Annotated in this window: 15 protein-coding genes; 10 read left to right on the top strand and 5 right to left on the bottom strand. The window is 72.1% G+C overall.

Going from position 1 to position 14,906, the window contains the following annotated elements:
• Window positions 1–91: 91 nt before the first annotated feature.
• Complete coding sequence (locus WA640_RS16700) at window positions 92–1,294, top strand: cytochrome P450 (protein ID WP_335989050.1); 1,203 nt, start codon at window positions 92–94, stop codon at window positions 1,292–1,294.
• Between the two features lie 87 nt (window positions 1,295–1,381).
• Here WA640_RS16700 and WA640_RS16695 read toward each other — a convergent pair whose 3' ends face one another.
• The gene (locus WA640_RS16695; protein ID WP_335989049.1) at window positions 1,382–3,019 is read right to left on the bottom strand and encodes an ABC-F family ATP-binding cassette domain-containing protein; all 1,638 of its coding nucleotides are present in this window, start codon (window positions 3,017–3,019) and stop codon (window positions 1,382–1,384) included.
• 85 nt (window positions 3,020–3,104) lie between these two features.
• Between WA640_RS16695 and WA640_RS16690 the strand changes: the two genes are divergently transcribed.
• Entirely contained in the window at window positions 3,105–3,260 is a 156-nt protein-coding gene (locus tag WA640_RS16690; protein WP_181245659.1) for a hypothetical protein, read from the top strand.
• A 30-nt stretch (window positions 3,261–3,290) separates the two neighbouring features.
• Window positions 3,291–4,208, top strand: coding sequence for an AraC family transcriptional regulator (locus tag WA640_RS16685; protein ID WP_335989048.1), 918 nt, complete (start codon window positions 3,291–3,293; stop codon window positions 4,206–4,208).
• A 64-nt stretch (window positions 4,209–4,272) separates the two neighbouring features.
• On the opposite strand, the gene WA640_RS16680 is transcribed toward WA640_RS16685, so the two are convergent.
• Window positions 4,273–5,202 carry an SAM-dependent methyltransferase gene (locus WA640_RS16680; RefSeq protein WP_335989047.1) on the bottom strand — a complete coding sequence of 310 codons (930 nt, stop codon included), beginning with the start codon at window positions 5,200–5,202 and terminating at the stop codon, window positions 4,273–4,275.
• 126 nt (window positions 5,203–5,328) lie between these two features.
• Here WA640_RS16680 and WA640_RS16675 point away from each other — a divergent pair, with 126 nt between their 5' ends.
• The 7 genes from WA640_RS16675 to WA640_RS16645 all read left to right on the top strand — a co-directional run bounded on the left by WA640_RS16675 (window position 5,329) and on the right by WA640_RS16645 (window position 12,923).
• The gene (locus WA640_RS16675) at window positions 5,329–6,231 is read left to right on the top strand and encodes a Rossmann-like and DUF2520 domain-containing protein (protein ID WP_335989046.1); all 903 of its coding nucleotides are present in this window, start codon (window positions 5,329–5,331) and stop codon (window positions 6,229–6,231) included.
• Complete coding sequence (gene panC / locus WA640_RS16670) at window positions 6,228–7,055, top strand: pantoate--beta-alanine ligase (RefSeq protein WP_335989044.1); 828 nt, start codon at window positions 6,228–6,230, stop codon at window positions 7,053–7,055. The genes WA640_RS16675 and panC overlap by 4 nt, the downstream gene beginning before the upstream one ends.
• Window positions 7,052–7,474, top strand: coding sequence for an aspartate 1-decarboxylase (gene panD / locus WA640_RS16665; RefSeq protein ID WP_335989042.1), 423 nt, complete (start codon window positions 7,052–7,054; stop codon window positions 7,472–7,474). Before panC ends, panD begins: the two co-directional genes overlap by 4 nt.
• Window positions 7,475–7,485: 11 nt before the next feature.
• The gene (locus WA640_RS16660) at window positions 7,486–8,970 is read left to right on the top strand and encodes a S10 family peptidase (RefSeq protein WP_335989040.1); all 1,485 of its coding nucleotides are present in this window, start codon (window positions 7,486–7,488) and stop codon (window positions 8,968–8,970) included.
• A gap of 499 nt (window positions 8,971–9,469) precedes the next feature.
• Window positions 9,470–11,263: an L-aspartate oxidase gene (locus tag WA640_RS16655; protein WP_335989039.1), complete on the top strand. Its 1,794-nt coding sequence runs from the start codon at window positions 9,470–9,472 to the stop codon at window positions 11,261–11,263.
• Window positions 11,260–12,159 (top strand): carboxylating nicotinate-nucleotide diphosphorylase, encoded by a 900-nt coding sequence (gene nadC, locus WA640_RS16650; RefSeq protein ID WP_335989037.1) that lies wholly within the window; start codon window positions 11,260–11,262, stop codon window positions 12,157–12,159. Before WA640_RS16655 ends, nadC begins: the two co-directional genes overlap by 4 nt.
• Before the next feature lie 2 nt (window positions 12,160–12,161).
• On the top strand, window positions 12,162–12,923 hold the full coding sequence (locus tag WA640_RS16645; protein ID WP_106362945.1) for a type III pantothenate kinase: 762 nt from the start codon (window positions 12,162–12,164) through the stop codon (window positions 12,921–12,923).
• Window positions 12,924–12,950: 27 nt separating this feature from the next.
• On the opposite strand, the gene WA640_RS16640 is transcribed toward WA640_RS16645, so the two are convergent.
• The 3 genes from WA640_RS16640 to WA640_RS16630 are packed head-to-tail and all read right to left on the bottom strand — an operon-like array spanning window position 12,951 to window position 14,784.
• A complete protein-coding gene (locus tag WA640_RS16640; RefSeq protein ID WP_335989036.1) occupies window positions 12,951–14,093 on the bottom strand; it encodes a hypothetical protein in 1,143 nt (380 codons plus the stop codon).
• Entirely contained in the window at window positions 14,090–14,422 is a 333-nt protein-coding gene (locus WA640_RS16635; protein WP_106362947.1) for a type VII secretion target, read from the bottom strand. Before WA640_RS16635 ends, WA640_RS16640 begins: the two co-directional genes overlap by 4 nt.
• A 5-nt stretch (window positions 14,423–14,427) precedes the next feature.
• On the bottom strand, window positions 14,428–14,784 hold the full coding sequence (locus WA640_RS16630; RefSeq protein WP_106362948.1) for a YbaB/EbfC family nucleoid-associated protein: 357 nt from the start codon (window positions 14,782–14,784) through the stop codon (window positions 14,428–14,430).
• Window positions 14,785–14,906 lie beyond the last annotated feature (122 nt).

Below are 14,906 nucleotides of genomic sequence, written 5' to 3'. Positions count from 1 at the left end.
CGCAGATCCGTTGCGCCCCGGCGCGAACGGCCATAGGCTCCTCCCTGGTGGGATCACTGGCCGAGCACGTTCGCGCACAGGGAGACACCGCATGCCCCCATCCGACGACCTGCCGCACGGGATGCCCTACCGCAGGGAGACCCGCTACGACCCGCCCGCGGCCCTCCTTGCGCTCCAGGACGAGCCGCTGCGGCGCATCAGGTACTACCCCGACGGCGCCGAAGGGTGGCTCGCCACCGGGCACGCCCTGTCCCGGCGGATCCTCGCCGACCCGCGGTTCTCCACCGCAGAGCGGTTCGTCCACTCGCCCACCGACCTCCCGCACGTGTTCGTGTCCATATCGGAGCAGGTGCCGCCCGGGTTCTTCCTGTTCTTCGACCCGCCCGAGCACACCCGCCTGCGCCGCAAGGTCGCCGGCGTGTTCACCGTCAAGCGCATGAAGGACCTGGAGCCGCGCATCGCCGGCATCGTCGACGGGTGCCTCGCCGTGCTCCGGGCCGCCGGGCCGGGCGCGGACCTGGTGCGCGAGTTCGCGCTCCCCGTCCCGTCGCTGGTGATCTGCGAGATGCTCGGCGTCCCGTACGCCGACCGGGACGCGTTCCAGCGCAACTCGACCGACATGCTCGACCTCTCGCTCTCCGTGGAGGAGCGCAACAAGGCCATGGCCGAGCTGTTCGGGTACCTCGTGCAGCTCGTGCCCGCCAAGCGCGCCGACCCCGGCGGCGACATGCTCTCCGTGCTCGCCGCCGACGGGGACCTCCACGACGTCGAGACCGCCGGGATCGGCCTCATCCTCCTCGTCGCGGGCCACGAGACCACCGCGAACATGCTGGGCCTGGGCACGATCGCGCTCCTGGAGCACCCGGAGCAGCTCACCCGCCTCACCGCCGACCCCGGGCTGTGGCCCGCGGCCGTCGAGGAGCTCCTGCGGTACCTCACCGTCGCCCACAACGGCGTCATGCGCATCGCCAAGGAGGACGCCGAGATCGAAGGCCGCCGCATCAGCGCGGGCGACCACGTCACCGTCGCCCTCCAGGCCGCCAACCGCGACCCCGGCAGGTACGAGCACCCGGGCGACCTCGACGTCGAACGGGACGCCAAGGGGCACCTCGCGTTCGGCCACGGCATCCACCAGTGCGTGGGCCAGCAGCTCGCCCGCGTCGAGATGCGCATCGGCTTCGCGAGGCTCTTCGCGGCCTTCCCGGGCCTGCGCCTGGCCGTGCCCTCCGCGGACATCCCCATGCGCAGCGAGATGAACGTCTACGGCGTCCACACGCTGCCCGTCGCCTGGTGAACGCCCGCCGCCCCTGACCGGCGCGGCCGGGACCGTCGTCCACCAGTGGCGATCCCGGTCGCGCCTTCTATATGCGGCGCAAGAGGTTCAGCGAACGTCCCAGACGGGCTCGTCGGACTCGACGACCTCGCCGTCGCGCTGGAACACCACGAACCGGTCGAAGCCGCGCGTGAACCAGCGGTCGTGCGTCACCGCGATGACGGTGCCCTCGAACGACTTCAGGCCCTCTTCGAGCGCCTCGGCGCTCGCCAGGTCGAGGTTGTCGGTCGGCTCGTCCAGGAGCAGGCACGTCGCGCCCGACAGCTCCAGCAGCAGCACCATGAAGCGGGCCTGCTGCCCGCCCGAGAGCGTCCCGAAGTCCTGTTCGGACTGGAGCGCGAGCTCGTAGCGCGACAGGGCGCTCATCGCCTTCGACCGCTCCAGCGACGGCCGGTCCCGGTCGCCGTCCCACAGGATCTCGCGCAGCGTGCGGCCCGCGAACTCCGGATGCTCGTGCGTCTGCGAGAAGTGCCCCGGATGGACGCGCGCGCCCAGGCGCGCGGTCCCGGTGTGCCGCACCGGCTCCAGCTCGGCGACCACGCCCTGCTCGGGGTCGGTGCCGCCGCGGGCGAGCAGGCGCAGGAAGTGGCTCTTGCCGGTCCCGTTGGCGCCCAGAACCGCGACGCGGTCGCCGTACCAGACCTCCAGGTCGAACGGGAACGTCAGGTCCTCCAGCTCCAGCTGCTCGCACACGACCGCGCGCCTGCCGGTGCGCCCGCCTTCGAGCTTCACGCGGATGTCCTGGTCGCGCGGCGGCTCCGGCGGCGGCCCGGCCTCCTCGAACTTCCGCAGCCGCGTCTGCGCGGCCCGGTACCGGGAGGCCATCCCGTCGTTGTACGCGGCCTTGTTCTTGTACATGAGCATCAGCTCGCGCAGCTTGTGGTGCTCCTCGTCCCAACGGCGCCGCAGCTCCTCGAACCGCTCGTGGCGGTTGGTGCGCGCCTCGTGCCAGGTCGCGAACCCGCCGCCGTGCGTCCACGCCGTGCCCGCTTCGAGCGTCACCACCCGGTCGGCGGTGTTGGCGAGGACCTCCCGGTCGTGCGAGACGAACAGGATCGACTTGTCCGACTCCCGGATCGCCTGCTCCAGTTCGCGTTTCGCGGGCACGTCGAGGAAGTTGTCCGGCTCGTCGAGCACGAGCACCTCGTCGCGGCCCCGGAGCAGCAGGTGCAGCGCGAACCGCTTCTGCTCGCCGCCCGAGAGCGTGCGCAGCGGCCGGGCTTCGACCTCCGTCCACGGCAGACCCAGCACCGACACCGCGACCGTGTCGCACACGACCTCGAACTCGTACCCGCCCGCCTCGCCCCAGTCGGCGAGGGCCTGCGCGTACGCAAGCTGGTCGCGCTCGTTGCCGCCCGCCATGCGCGCCTCGGCCTTCCGCCTGCGCTTCCAGATGTCGCGCAGCCGCGGCGGGCCCAGCTCGGCGGCGAGGTCCCCGAGCGGCCGCTCGCCCTCGCGCATGCCCACGAGCTGGCGCATCACGCCCAGGCCGCCGCCGTGCGCGACCGTCCCGGAGTCGGCTTTCAGGTCGCCCGTGACGATCCGGAGCAGCGTCGTCTTGCCCGTCCCGTTCGCGCCGACGAGCGCGACCTTCGCGCCCTCGCCGACACGGAACGACACGTCCGAGAACAGCGTCCGCCCGTCGCCGAGCACGTATCCCACGCCTGAGAGGTCTGCGAATCCCATCCCGCGATTGTGGTCGGACGTGCTCCGCCCGTCAAAGCGTTTGCGGCGGTGGCCGCGGCCCCGGGGACCTGAATACGCTGGAGCGATGAACGACACCCCCGACTCCAGCGGTCCCGAGCGGACCCCCAAGGGCTTCTGGCGGCGATTGTCCGCCAGCGACTGGGTCGAGCTGGCCATCTACGTCGCGTTCGGACTGATCGCGCTCATCGCCGGGATCGGATGGCTGCTCGCGCGGGTGTGATCCCCCCGGACCCCTCCTTACCATTGCGGCATGGACCCGCTCAGCGAACTCCTCGGCGGCATCCGCGCCGAAGGCGCGATCCTCGGCGACGCGCTCCTCAAGGCCCCCTGGGTGGTCCGGTTCGACGACCGGGCCCCGCTCACCATGGTCACCGTCGCCCGCGGCGGCGGCGTGATCCTCCTCGCCGACGGCACCGCCGTCCCCGTGAAGGAGGGCCAGACCGCGGTCGTGCGCGGCCACGAGCCGTTCCGCATGGCCGACGACGCGGCGTCGGTGGAGCGCCCGCACCTCGATTACTGGCTCACCTGCTTCGACCCCGAGGCATGCGCCTACGAGGCCGCGCCGCCCGGCGGCGACGGGCCCGCCACGGACCTGTTCGTGGGCGCCTACCGGGCCACCGGGCGCCGCCACGAGCGGCTCCTGCGCGCCCTCCCGCCGGTGGTCGTCGTCGACGACGATGACGAGACCTCCTCGCTCCTCGCCGTGTGCGCCGACGACCTCGCCTCGCGCAAGCCCGGCACGCAGGCGTACATCGACCGCCTCTTCGACTGGGGCCTGGTCTGCACGCTCCGCACCTGGTTCGACGAGCAGGCCGAGGCCGCGCCGAGCTGGTACCGCGGCTTCGCCGACCCCGTCGCCGGGCCCGCCCTGGAGGCCATCCACACCCGCCCGGCCGCGCCCTGGACCGTCGCCGGGCTCGCCTTGCAGGCGGGCGTGTCCCGGGCGCTGCTCGCCAAGCGCTTCACCGAGGTCATGGGGGAGCCGCCGCTCACGTACCTGACGGCGCGGCGCATGGAGCTCGCCGAAGAGCTCCTCGCCGACCCCGACCTCACCGTCGCCCAGATCGCCCGCACCGTCGGCTACGCCGACCAGTTCGGGTTCAGCAACGCGTTCAAGCGCCGCAAAGGCACGAGCCCCACGGCGTACCGCGCGAAGGCCGCCGTCTGAGCCGAGCCGGACGCGGTGCCGCGGACCTGGCCGAACGCGCCGCCCGGGACGCCGCGGCGCCGCATCAGTCCTTGTCGGTCCGCATCCACCAGTGCGCGCCCAGCCCCGCCGGGTCGGCGAGCCGGGCCGCTTCGCCCGACGCCGCGAGCGCCAGCGCGTACTCCACGGGCGACGTGCGCGCCAGGCCGAGCGGCGGCCGCTCGCCCCGCATCCCCAAGGCCCGCAGGGCGTCCCGCTGGCGTATGACGCGGTCGGCGCCGATCGCGTCGACGGCGACGTGGGCGGTCAGGTCGCAGGTGCCGTCCGGGATCGGGGCGGCGAGGCGGCCGTCCTTGAAGCCGGTGAGGGTGCCGCCTTCGGGCCGGGCGTCCGCGGTGTGGCCGTAGTCGACGGCGAGGGTCGTGCCCCGGTCGAGGCGGGCGGTCAGGGCGCGCCAGGCCTCGTCGCGCGGGCGGCCGATCTCGGCGCGCTCGCCCGGGGCCTTGACCGGCCACCACCGGTCGAGCCAGTCCGCGTCGGCCGCGTCGAGGCGCGCGCCGGACCGGACCGCCCCGCGGGGGTCGACCTCCTCGTAGCGGCGGACGCCCTCGGCGTCGACCACGGCGATGTCGCAGGGGACGTTGTCGAGCAGTTCGCAGGCTGTGAGCAGCCCGGTGATGCGCTCGGGCGGCTCAGGAGTCCACGCGACGCGCTCGGGGAGGCCGCTCGGGCGGGGGCGGAGCTCGACGGCGGTGAGGGCGATGCGGTCGGGCAGGAGCGCGGCGAGGTGGGCGAGGAGGTCGCCGCCGCCCGCGCCGACGTCGACCACGGTGAATCCGTCGGGCCGCCCGAGACGCACGTCCGTCTCGGTCGCGAGCCGTGCGATCGCGGCGGCGAAGGCCCTGGTCTGGGCGCTGGTCGCGAAGTGGTTCGCGGGGAGTTCGCGCCGGTAGAACCCGCCGGGGCCGTAGAGGGCGCGGCGCATCGCCTCGCCCCACCGCTCGAATCCGGCCATGCACCGACCCTAGGCGTGCAGTGAGAATGACCACTCGGGGGCTCCCGGGCTGGCGTTGCCGAGCCGGAGACGCACAATTAACGCGTAAGCAATGACCGGTACCTTCCGAAGGACTGGATCAGCATCATGGATCAGCAGCGCAGCGGCGCGTCGCAGCGACCGGCCTCACGGCTCGCGGTCGGCGTCGTCTCCGCGGGCCGGGTCGGCTCCGTCGTCGGGGCGGCCCTCACCCGCGCCGGCCACCGCGTGGTGGCCGCCTCCGCCGTATCCGACGACTCCCGCAAGCGCGTCGCCCGGCACCTCCCGGGCGCCGAGATCCTCCCTCCCCCTGACGTGGCCGCCGCCGCGGACCTGGTGCTCGTGGCCGTCCCCGACGACGCGATCGGCCCGCTCGTGGCCTCGCTGCCCGTGCGGCCCGGCCAGATCTGGGTCCACACCTCCGGCGCGCTCGGCGTCGAGGCGCTGCGCCCGGCGCGCGACGCGGGGGCGCTGACGATCGCGCTGGCCCCGGCGATGACGTTCACGGGCCGCGACGAGGACCTGGAGCGCCTGAACGGCATCTCGTGGGCCGTCACCGGCGAGGCCGAGGCCCGCTTCGTCGGGGAGGCGCTGGTCCTGGAGATGGGCGGGGAGCCCGAGCACGTGGACGAGGCCGACCGGGCCCGGTACCACGCGGCGCTCGTGTACGCCGCGAACCACCTCATGACCCTCGTGAACGACGCCGCGGACCAGTTGCGCGCCATCGGCATCGCGAAACCGGAGCGGCTCATGGCGCCGCTGGTGTCGGCGTCGCTCGACAACGCCCTGCGGCACGGCGACGCGGCCCTCACCGGGCCGGTGTCCCGCGGCGACGCGGGCACGGTCGCCCGGCACCTGGAGGCCCTCGCGGGCACCGACATCGCCGAGACCTACCGGGCCATGGCCCGGCGCACCGCCGAGCGCGCCCTCGACTCGGGGCGCCTGAAGAGCGCCGACGCCGAGGGCCTGCTCGATGTGCTCGCCCACCCCGACAAGGAGGAGACGCCATGACGGCGCTCGTTCACACCAAGGCCGACCTGGCGAAGGCCCGCGCCGCCCTGCCCGGGCGCGTCGCGGTCGTCCCGACCATGGGGGCGCTCCACGCGGGCCACCGCGCGAACTTCAAGCGCGCCAAGGAGGTCGCCGACTCGGTGATCGTCACGGTGTTCGTGAACCCGCTCCAGTTCCGCCCGAACGAGGACCTCGACAAGTACCCGCGGACCCTCGACGCGGACTTGGCGATCTGCGAGGCCGACGGCGTGGACCTCGTGTTCGCGCCGAGCGTCGCCGAGATGTACCCGGACGGGCGCGAGGGCCTGACGACGGTGCACGCGGGCCCGGACGGGGAGCTCCTCGAAGGCGCGTCGCGGCCCGGGTTCTTCACCGGCGTGCTCACCGTCGTCGCGAAGCTGTTCCACCTGACCCGCCCTGACGTCGCGATGTTCGGCGAGAAGGACTTCCAGCAGCTCGCGATGGTCCGGCGCATGGTGCGCGACCTCGACATGGGGATCGAGATCGTCGCCGTCCCCACCGACCGCGAAGGCGACGGCCTGGCCCGGTCGAGCCGCAACGTGTTCCTGTCGGCGGCCGAGCGCGCCGCCGCGCTCGCGATCCCCCGCGCGATCGAGGCCGCCCAGACCTCCCCCGACCCGCTCGCCGCCGCCCAGAAGGTCCTGGCGGCCGAGCCCGGCCTGGACGTCGACTATGTCGCCGTCCGGGCGAACGACCTCGGCGAGGCCCCCGACCGGGGCCCGGCGAGGATCCTCATCGCCGCGAAGGCGGGCACGACCCGCCTGATCGACAACGCCCCCGTGAAAGTAGGAGACGCCCGATGATCCGCACCATGTTCAAGTCGAAGATCCACCGCGCCACCGTCACCCAGGCCGACCTGCACTACGTCGGGTCCGTCACCGTGGACGCGGACCTGCTCGACGCCGCCGACATCCTCGACGGCGAGATGGTCGCCATCGTCGACATCACCAACGGCGCGCGCCTGGAGACGTACACGATCGCCGGGGAGCGCGGCACGGGCGTGATCGGCATCAACGGCGCGGCCGCCCGCCTCGTCGCCCCCGGGGACCTTGTGATCCTCATCTCGTACGCGCAGATGGAGGACGCGGAGGCGCGGGCGTTCAAGCCCACCGTCGTTCACGTCAACGAGCGCAACGAGATCATCGAGGTCAACGCCGACAAGGCGCACCCCGCGCCCGGAACGGCGGGCAACGTGGTGGCGTCGCCACTAGCCGGGCGGTAAGTTACAGACTCATGAGCGAAGAACCGAAGAACGAGACCGCCGACAAAGCGACCGCCGACGAGGCCAAGAAGGCCGACAAGCCCGACCCCGTCGACGACCTGAAGACCACCCGCCACACCCTGGGCGACCTCGCGTACACGGCCACCACCGGGCGCATCGTGTTCCACGAGGAGGTCACCGAGGACGAGAAGTTCAACGGCCGCAAGCCCAAGGCCGAGGTCTCCATCACGTACTACACCCTCGACGACGCCGACGTCACCGAGCGGCCGGTCACCTTCGCCTTCAACGGCGGCCCCGGTTCGTCCTCGATCTGGCTGCACATGGGCCTGCTCGGCCCGCGCCGCGTCGACTCCGGCGACGCCGGGAACCTCACCCCGCCCCCGTACGGCCTCCTCGACAACGAGGAGACCCTCCTGCGCCACACCGACCTGGTGTTCATCGACCCGATCTCCACCGGCTGGTCGCGCGCCGTCGAGGGCGGCAACCCCCGCGACTACCACGGGTTCACCAAGGACATCGAGTCCGTCAGCGAGATCATCCGCCTGTGGACCACGCGGAACAACCGCTGGCTGTCGCCGAAGTTCCTCATCGGCGAGTCCTACGGCGGCACCCGCGGCGCCGGCATCGCCGAGTACCTCCTCACCCGGTTCGGCCTGGCCCTCAACGGCGTCATGTTCATCGCCCCGGCGTTCAACATGGAGACGCTGTTCCACACCAGCCGCTCCGACCTGCCCGGCCCGCTGTTCCTCCCCATGTACGCGGTCACCGCGCACTACCACGGGCTCCACCCCGACCGCGACCTCGACGACCTCGTCGCCGAGGCCCGCGCCTACGCCGACGAGTACCGCGCCGTCCTCGCCAAGGGCCAGAACCTCGCGCCCGAAGAGCGCGCCGCCGCCGTCGCCAAGATCGCCTCCCTCACCGGCGTCTCCGAGGACTACGTCGACGCCGCGAACCTGCGCCTGGAGCACACCCGCTTCTACGCGGAGCTGCTGCGCCACAAGCGACTCGTCACCGGCCGCCTCGACACCCGCTTCACCGGGCCCGCCGACCACTACACGTACGAGCGGATGCCGTACGACCCGTTCCTCATCGGCACCGACGGGCCGTACACGGCCGCGCTCCAGCACTACGTGCGCACCGAGCTCGAATACGAGAACGAGCACGTCTACGAGCGGCTCTCGCGCGCCGTGCACCCGTGGTCGTACAAGGAGTTCGAGGGCGAGGCCGTCGACGTCATCGGCAAGCTCGGCAACGCCATGCGCCTCAACCCGCACATGAAGGTCCACGTCGCCATGGGCCGCTACGACGGCGGCGTCCCCGTCGAGGCCATCGAGTACACCCTCGACCACCTGGAGATCCCCCTCGAAGCGCGCGCCAGCATCGAGACCAAGACCTACCCGGCCGGCCACATGATGTACGTCCACGAGCCGTCCCGCCTGGCCCAGTCCGCGGACCTCGCCGACTTCGTCCAGCGCGCCTCCGCCCGAGGCTGACCCCACCCGTGACCACCGCGAACCCGGGCCCGGCCTGCACCGCCACCAGCGGCACAGGCCGGGCCCGGCGCTCCTGTCGCACCCCTCGGGCACGCTTGAAAGCGGGGGCGCCAGCGAACCGGCGAATCACTCACATTCCCGACCGCACAACCTCGCAGCGAATCCGCTGTCACACCCCCAAGGCACCTTTGAAAGCGGGGGCGCCAGCGAACCCGCGAATCCTTCGCATTCCCGCCCGCCTCGCCGCTGCGAACCGCGCCCTCCCCGGATCTCCGCCGCAACACCCCTGTCGGACCCCTCGGGCACGCTCGAAAGCGGGGGCGGCCGTGAACCTGCGCATCCTTCGTGTTTGCGCCTCTCCGTGTGACGCGATCGTCACGTCCGCTGGCGCGGAGGCGCCCCGTGAGGGCACAGTTGATCCGAACCGCGCGCCCGTCGGCGCGCACACCGAGCGGGTCCCCGGGCGACCGGGCCGACCCGGCTAGAAGGGCGACGGCACGTGCCACCCGTGTTCACTGGGCCGGAGGCCGGGGCGCTCCCGCACCTGCCCCGCCTGCCGCGGCGGCTGCGCGCCGCCGCGCCGTCATGGACCGAGACGACCGACGTGTGCGTCATCGGCTCCGGCGTCGCCGGGCTCACCTGCGCGCTCAACCTGCGGCAGGCCGGATTCCACGTCACCGTCGTCACCAAGGTCCACATCGACGACGGCTCCACCCGCTGGGCGCAGGGCGGCGTCGCCGCCGTGCTCGACCCGCACGACACCCCCGAGGCGCACGCCCGCGACACCCAGATCGCCGGCGTCGGCCTCTGCGACCCCGCGGCCGTCGACGTTACCGTCACCGAAGGCCCCGAACGCATCGCCGACCTCATCCACCTCGGCACCGAGTTCGACCGCGACCCCGACGGTTCACTCCAGCTCACCCGCGAAGGCGGCCACCGCGCCCGCCGGATCGTCCACGCCGGCGGCGACGCCACCGGAGCCGAGATCCAGCGCGCGCTCCACGCCGCGGTCCTGCGCGACCCGTGGATTCGCATCATCGAGAACGCCATGGTCCTCGACCTGCTCACCGACGCCCGCGGCCACGCGGCCGGGGTGAGCCTCCACGTCCTCGGCGAGGGCGTCGAGCACGGTGTCGGCGGCGTCGAGGCCCGCGCGGTCGTGCTCGCCACCGGCGGCCTCGGTCAGATCTTCCAGTCGACCACCAACCCCTCCGTGTCCATCGGCGACGGCGTGGCGCTGGCGCTGCGGGCCGGTGCGACCGTGACCGACCTGGAGTTCGTCCAGTTCCACCCGACGTCCCTGTACGTCGCAGGCGTCCAAGGCCTGCGCGGTCGGCCCGGCGCCTCCGGCCCCGGCGGCGGCACCGAAGCCGGAAGCCCCGAACTCGGTCCCGACGGTATCCCCGGGGACCGACACTTCCAGGACGCGCACGCGGTCCGCGTCGACCAGCAGCCGCTCATCTCCGAGGCGCTCCGCGGCGAAGGCGCGTACCTCCGCGACTTCACCGGCGACCGGTTCATGGTCGGCCGCCACGAACTCGCCGAGCTCGCGCCCCGCGACGTCGTCGCCAAGGCCATCACCAACCGCATGATCGCCGAAGGCAAGCCGCACATGTGGCTCGACGCCCGCCACCTCGGCCGCGACATGCTGGAGCACCGGTTCCCGACGATCACCGCGTCGTGCCGCGCCATCGGCGTCGACCCCGTGAGCGACATGATCCCCGTCGCCCCCGCCGCCCACTACTCCTCCGGCGGCGTGCGCACCGACCTGCACGGGCGCACGAGCGTCCCCGGCCTCTACGCCGCCGGGGAGGCCGCCTGCACCGGCCTGCACGGCGCCAACCGGCTCGCCTCCAACTCCCTGCTCGAAGCGCTCGTGTTCGCGCAGCGCATCGCCGACGACCTCGCCGAGCGCAAGCCGAGCCCCGGCGTCCCCGAGCTCCCCGAGGGCGAGGGCACCGTCTGCTCCACGACCTCCCGCGCGCCCCTCCAGGAGGCGATGACGAAAGGCGCGGGCGTGCTCCGCTCCGAATCGTCACTGGAGGCCACCGCGGCGTCGCTCACGGCATTGGGGGACAATGTGTCCGGACGTCCGCGACCGGCCACATGGGAGGCAACTAACCTGCTGACCGTGGCGGCCGCCGTCACGGCCGCGGCCCATCGCCGCCGCGAGACCCGAGGCAGCCACTGGCGCGAGGACCACCCCGACGCCGCCGACGCCTGGCTCGGCCACCTGTGCCTGTCCATCAGCTCCGACGGGGAGCTCGAAACCACCTGGGAGCCCATCAGATGAGCAGATTCGCCGAAGTCCCCGGCGGGGCCGGACTGGACGAGCGGCTGCTCGCCTGCCGCCTCGACCCCGAGGACGTGTACGTCGCCGTCCAGGACTACCTGGATGAGGACCTCTCCCACGCGCGCCGCGACGTGACCTCCGAGTCGATCTTCGGCCCCGAGCACACCTCCACCGTGGCCGTCACCGCCCGCGCCGACGGGCTCCTCGCGGGCCTCCCGGTCGCCCACGCGGTCTTCCACGCCATGCCCGGGGACATCGAGTTCACCTACCTCGCAAAGGAAGGCGCGCGCATCCGCGCCGGTCAGGTCCTCGCCCGCGTCACCGGCCCCACCCGCTCGCTCCTCGCCGCCGAGCGCACCGCCCTGAACCTGCTGTGCCGCATCAGCGGCGTCGCCACTCACACCCGCCGCTTCGCCGACGTCCTCGCCGACTGGCACACCACCGTCCTCGACACCCGCAAGACCACGCCGGGCCTGCGCGCCTTCGAGAAGTACGCGGTCCGCGCCGGAGGCGGCGACAACAAGCGCATGGGCCTGTACGACGTCGCCATGATCAAGGACAACCACAAGGAGGCCGCGGGCTCGATCACCGAGGCGTTCAACGCGGTCCGCTCCGCCGAGCCCGATGTGGACGTCCAGGTCGAGGTCGAGATCATCGAGGAGGCCCTCGAAGCGGTCGCCGCCGGGGCCGTGTTCCTCCTGTGCGACAACATGAGCCCCAAGGAGCTCGCCGAGGTCGTCGAAGCGGTCGGCGAGCGCGCCGAGCTGGAGGCCACGGGCACGATCACCCTCGACAGCGCGGTCGACTACGCCGCCACCGGCGTCGACTACATCTCCGTGGGCGCGCTGACGCACTCCTCGCCCATTCTGGACATCGGCCTGGACTTCGAGGAGTAGCCGTGCTGCTGTGCGTCGACATCGGGAACACGAACACGGTCCTGGCCGTGTTCGACGGCGAGACCCTCAAGCACTCGTGGCGGATCCGCACCGACCCGCACGCCACCGCCGACGAGCTGGGCCTGACGTTCCGGGCCCTCCTCGACGGCGACGGCGTCGACCTCTCGGGGATAGCGCTGTCGTCCACGGTGCCGCAGCAGGGCGCCGAGGTCGCGAAGATGGCGCAGCGGTACTACCCGCACGCGCGCCTCGTCCAGATCGCGCCGGGCGTGAAGACCGGTGTGCGCCTGAGCATCGACAACCCGCGCGAGGCCGGACCCGACCGCATCGCGAACACGTACGCGGCGTTCCACCTCTACGGCGGTCCGTGCATCACCGTCGACTTCGGAACGTCGACCAACATCGACGTGATCTCCGACGCGGGCGACTTCCTCGGCGGCGCATTCGCTCCGGGCATCGAGATCTCCATCGACGCCCTCGCCTCGCGGGCCGCGAACCTGCTGAAGATCCCACTCGTCAAGCCGCGCAGCGTCATCGGCAAGAACACCGTCGAGTGCCTCCAGTCCGGCATGGTCTACGGCACCGCGGCGCAAGTGGACGGCCTGGTCCGCCGCATCACCGCCGAGCTCGGCGGCGAGGTCAGAGCGGTCGTCGCCACCGGCGGCCTCGCGCCCGTGGTCATCGAGCAGTGCGAGACCATCACCCACTACGAGCCGAACCTGACCCTGCACGGCCTCAGGATGATCTGGGACCGCAACGCCTGACCGTCAAGGGCGCTGCGGTCCCGAGCGTCACTGCTGCTGCTGGCTCTCCGGCGGCGCGGGGTCCTGCGTGGCCGCGGGGGCGCCCTTCATGCCGCCCTTGGCACCGGTCATCGGGTAGCCGCCGATGATCTTCGCGATGCTCTTGCCTTCGGTGATCTCGTGCCCCTTGAAGGTCATCTGCGGGATGACCTTGCTGTCGTAGATCGGCTTGAGGCCGCCGGTGCCGGGGATGTTGCCCGAGCCCCACGGGCTGCGCAGCGTCTTGTAGATCTCGGCCCCGTTGTCGCCCTGCGTCCCCGTCATCTTCCCGATGCCCTTGGTGTTCTTGCCGGCCGCGATGGCCGCCTCCTGCTGGTCGAGGGCCTTGCGGTTGTAGGCGATGTTCTTGTAGCCGGTCTTGACGTACCCCTTCATGCCGAGGTTCGACACGGCCTTGCCCGCGTCGTCGAGCGACCCGGCGACCTTCGGGAAGCGGCCCGCGAGCTTCGACATCGCGTTGCCGAGCTTCGCGAGGTGCGTCATGATCTTCGCGATCTGGACGAGCGCGTCGGCGATGACGCCGGAGATCATGGCCGCGAACGACCCGCCGAAGGTGAACCACGAGGCCGCCAGCGCCGCGAGCGCGTACATGACGGCGCGGGCCACGAACTCGCAGATGACCTCCAGGATGATCGCGCGGGTGACCGCGGTCCAGATCCCCATGACCTCCATGTACTTCGCGATGCTCCCGGAGGCCGAGCCCGCGGCGCGGATCGCGGCCTCGAAGTCGGCGAGGCGGTCGCGGTAGGCGTCGGCGGCGTCGCCGGTCCAGTCGGCGACGGTGCCCGCGTCGCCGACGAGGTCGGTGGCGGCCTGGTCGAGGGCGGCCTCGATGTTCTTCCAGGTGTCCTTGGTGGCGTTGATGGACGTGGGGTCGCCCGCGAGGATCTCCAGGAAGTCGCGCAGCGGCCCGACGTGCTCGATGAGGAACCCGACGCCCGCTTTCGCGAACCCCATGAGCGGGTTGAGGACCATGCCGATGATGTCGAGGGCCATCACGGTGCCGTTGAGGCCCTTTTCGAGGTCGGTCTCGGAGTTCGCGAGGAGCTGGGCGCTGTGGAGGGCCTTCGCGCCGGTGAAGGTCCCGGCGCCGGGGACGGACTTGTCGGGGTTGACGATGAGGTCGTTCATGGCTGCTCCGTCTCGCTGGTGAACTCGTTGAACGTCTGGGCGACCGCGTCGTCGTTGTCGTGGTACGCCTGGCCGGTCTCCTTGATCTGCGCGGCGAGCTCCTCGGTGCCGTCGACGGCGAGGCCGAGGGCTTCGACGGCCTTGTTCTTGAGGTCGGCGGCGCCGCCCGCGAACGGCAGGTTGACGATGCCGAAGTCGAGGAGGTCGCCGTAGCCCTTCTGCTGCGCGGCGTCGGCGGCCTGCGCCACCCGGTCGACCACTTTGGACTTGATGCCTGCGGCGTGGTTCTCGAACGCCTCGGCCGACGGGATCTGATTGCTGTTCTGCACGGCGGCTACACCTCGGGGCGGTTCGCTCTGACCTGGCTGACGATCTCGCTGTCCTCGCCGAAGACGTCGGCGAGGGCCCGGGTGGAGTTGTCCCCGGCCTGGATCGCGGCCTGGTCGTAGACCTCCTTGATCATGGCGGCGAGGGTCCGGGGGGTGAGGGTGGAGGCCTGGCTGCTGAGGTGGATCTCCTGGAGGGCGCCGCCCGCGCCGACCTTGATGCGCACCTCGCCGTTCTCGGACTTGGCGGTGGCGGTGGCGGCCTCAAGGGCCTCGTCGAGGCTGGACGCCTTCTGCGCCATGGCGGTTATGCGGGCCTCGAAATCCCGCAGGAATCCTTCTGGGTCTTCGAACACGGAGGGCATGTTCCCCGCACCTTTCTCGAAGCAGGCTGGTGACGGCGTGAACGTAGCGGCCGCGGGTTACGGGCCGGTGCGCTCCGCGGGGCTTTGGGCGGGCGCGGGCGGGGCGCGGTCGGGGTTGGCCT

This window comes from Glycomyces sp. MUSA5-2 (genome assembly GCF_037034145.1).
GTDB classification, from domain to species: domain Bacteria; phylum Actinomycetota; class Actinomycetes; order Mycobacteriales; family Micromonosporaceae; genus Glycomyces; species Glycomyces artemisiae.
Note: the sequence above shows the minus strand (reverse complement) of the source record. Positions and strands in the feature narration are given on the sequence as shown.

Excerpts from the sequence above, each read along its gene's own strand:
- WA640_RS16700 (WP_335989050.1), top strand. The coding sequence starts at position 92 with ATGCCCCCATCCGACGACCTGCCGCACGGGATGCCCTACCGCAGGGAG.
- WA640_RS16695 (WP_335989049.1), bottom strand. The coding sequence starts at position 3,019 with ATGGGATTCGCAGACCTCTCAGGCGTGGGATACGTGCTCGGCGACGGG.
- WA640_RS16690 (WP_181245659.1), top strand. The coding sequence starts at position 3,105 with ATGAACGACACCCCCGACTCCAGCGGTCCCGAGCGGACCCCCAAGGGC.
- WA640_RS16685 (WP_335989048.1), top strand. The coding sequence starts at position 3,291 with ATGGACCCGCTCAGCGAACTCCTCGGCGGCATCCGCGCCGAAGGCGCG.
- WA640_RS16680 (WP_335989047.1), bottom strand. The coding sequence starts at position 5,202 with ATGGCCGGATTCGAGCGGTGGGGCGAGGCGATGCGCCGCGCCCTCTAC.
- WA640_RS16675 (WP_335989046.1), top strand. The coding sequence starts at position 5,329 with ATGGATCAGCAGCGCAGCGGCGCGTCGCAGCGACCGGCCTCACGGCTC.
- panC (WP_335989044.1), top strand. The coding sequence starts at position 6,228 with ATGACGGCGCTCGTTCACACCAAGGCCGACCTGGCGAAGGCCCGCGCC.
- panD (WP_335989042.1), top strand. The coding sequence starts at position 7,052 with ATGATCCGCACCATGTTCAAGTCGAAGATCCACCGCGCCACCGTCACC.
- WA640_RS16660 (WP_335989040.1), top strand. The coding sequence starts at position 7,486 with ATGAGCGAAGAACCGAAGAACGAGACCGCCGACAAAGCGACCGCCGAC.
- nadC (WP_335989037.1), top strand. The coding sequence starts at position 11,260 with ATGAGCAGATTCGCCGAAGTCCCCGGCGGGGCCGGACTGGACGAGCGG.
- WA640_RS16640 (WP_335989036.1), bottom strand. The coding sequence starts at position 14,093 with ATGAACGACCTCATCGTCAACCCCGACAAGTCCGTCCCCGGCGCCGGG.
- WA640_RS16630 (WP_106362948.1), bottom strand. The coding sequence starts at position 14,784 with ATGCCCTCCGTGTTCGAAGACCCAGAAGGATTCCTGCGGGATTTCGAG.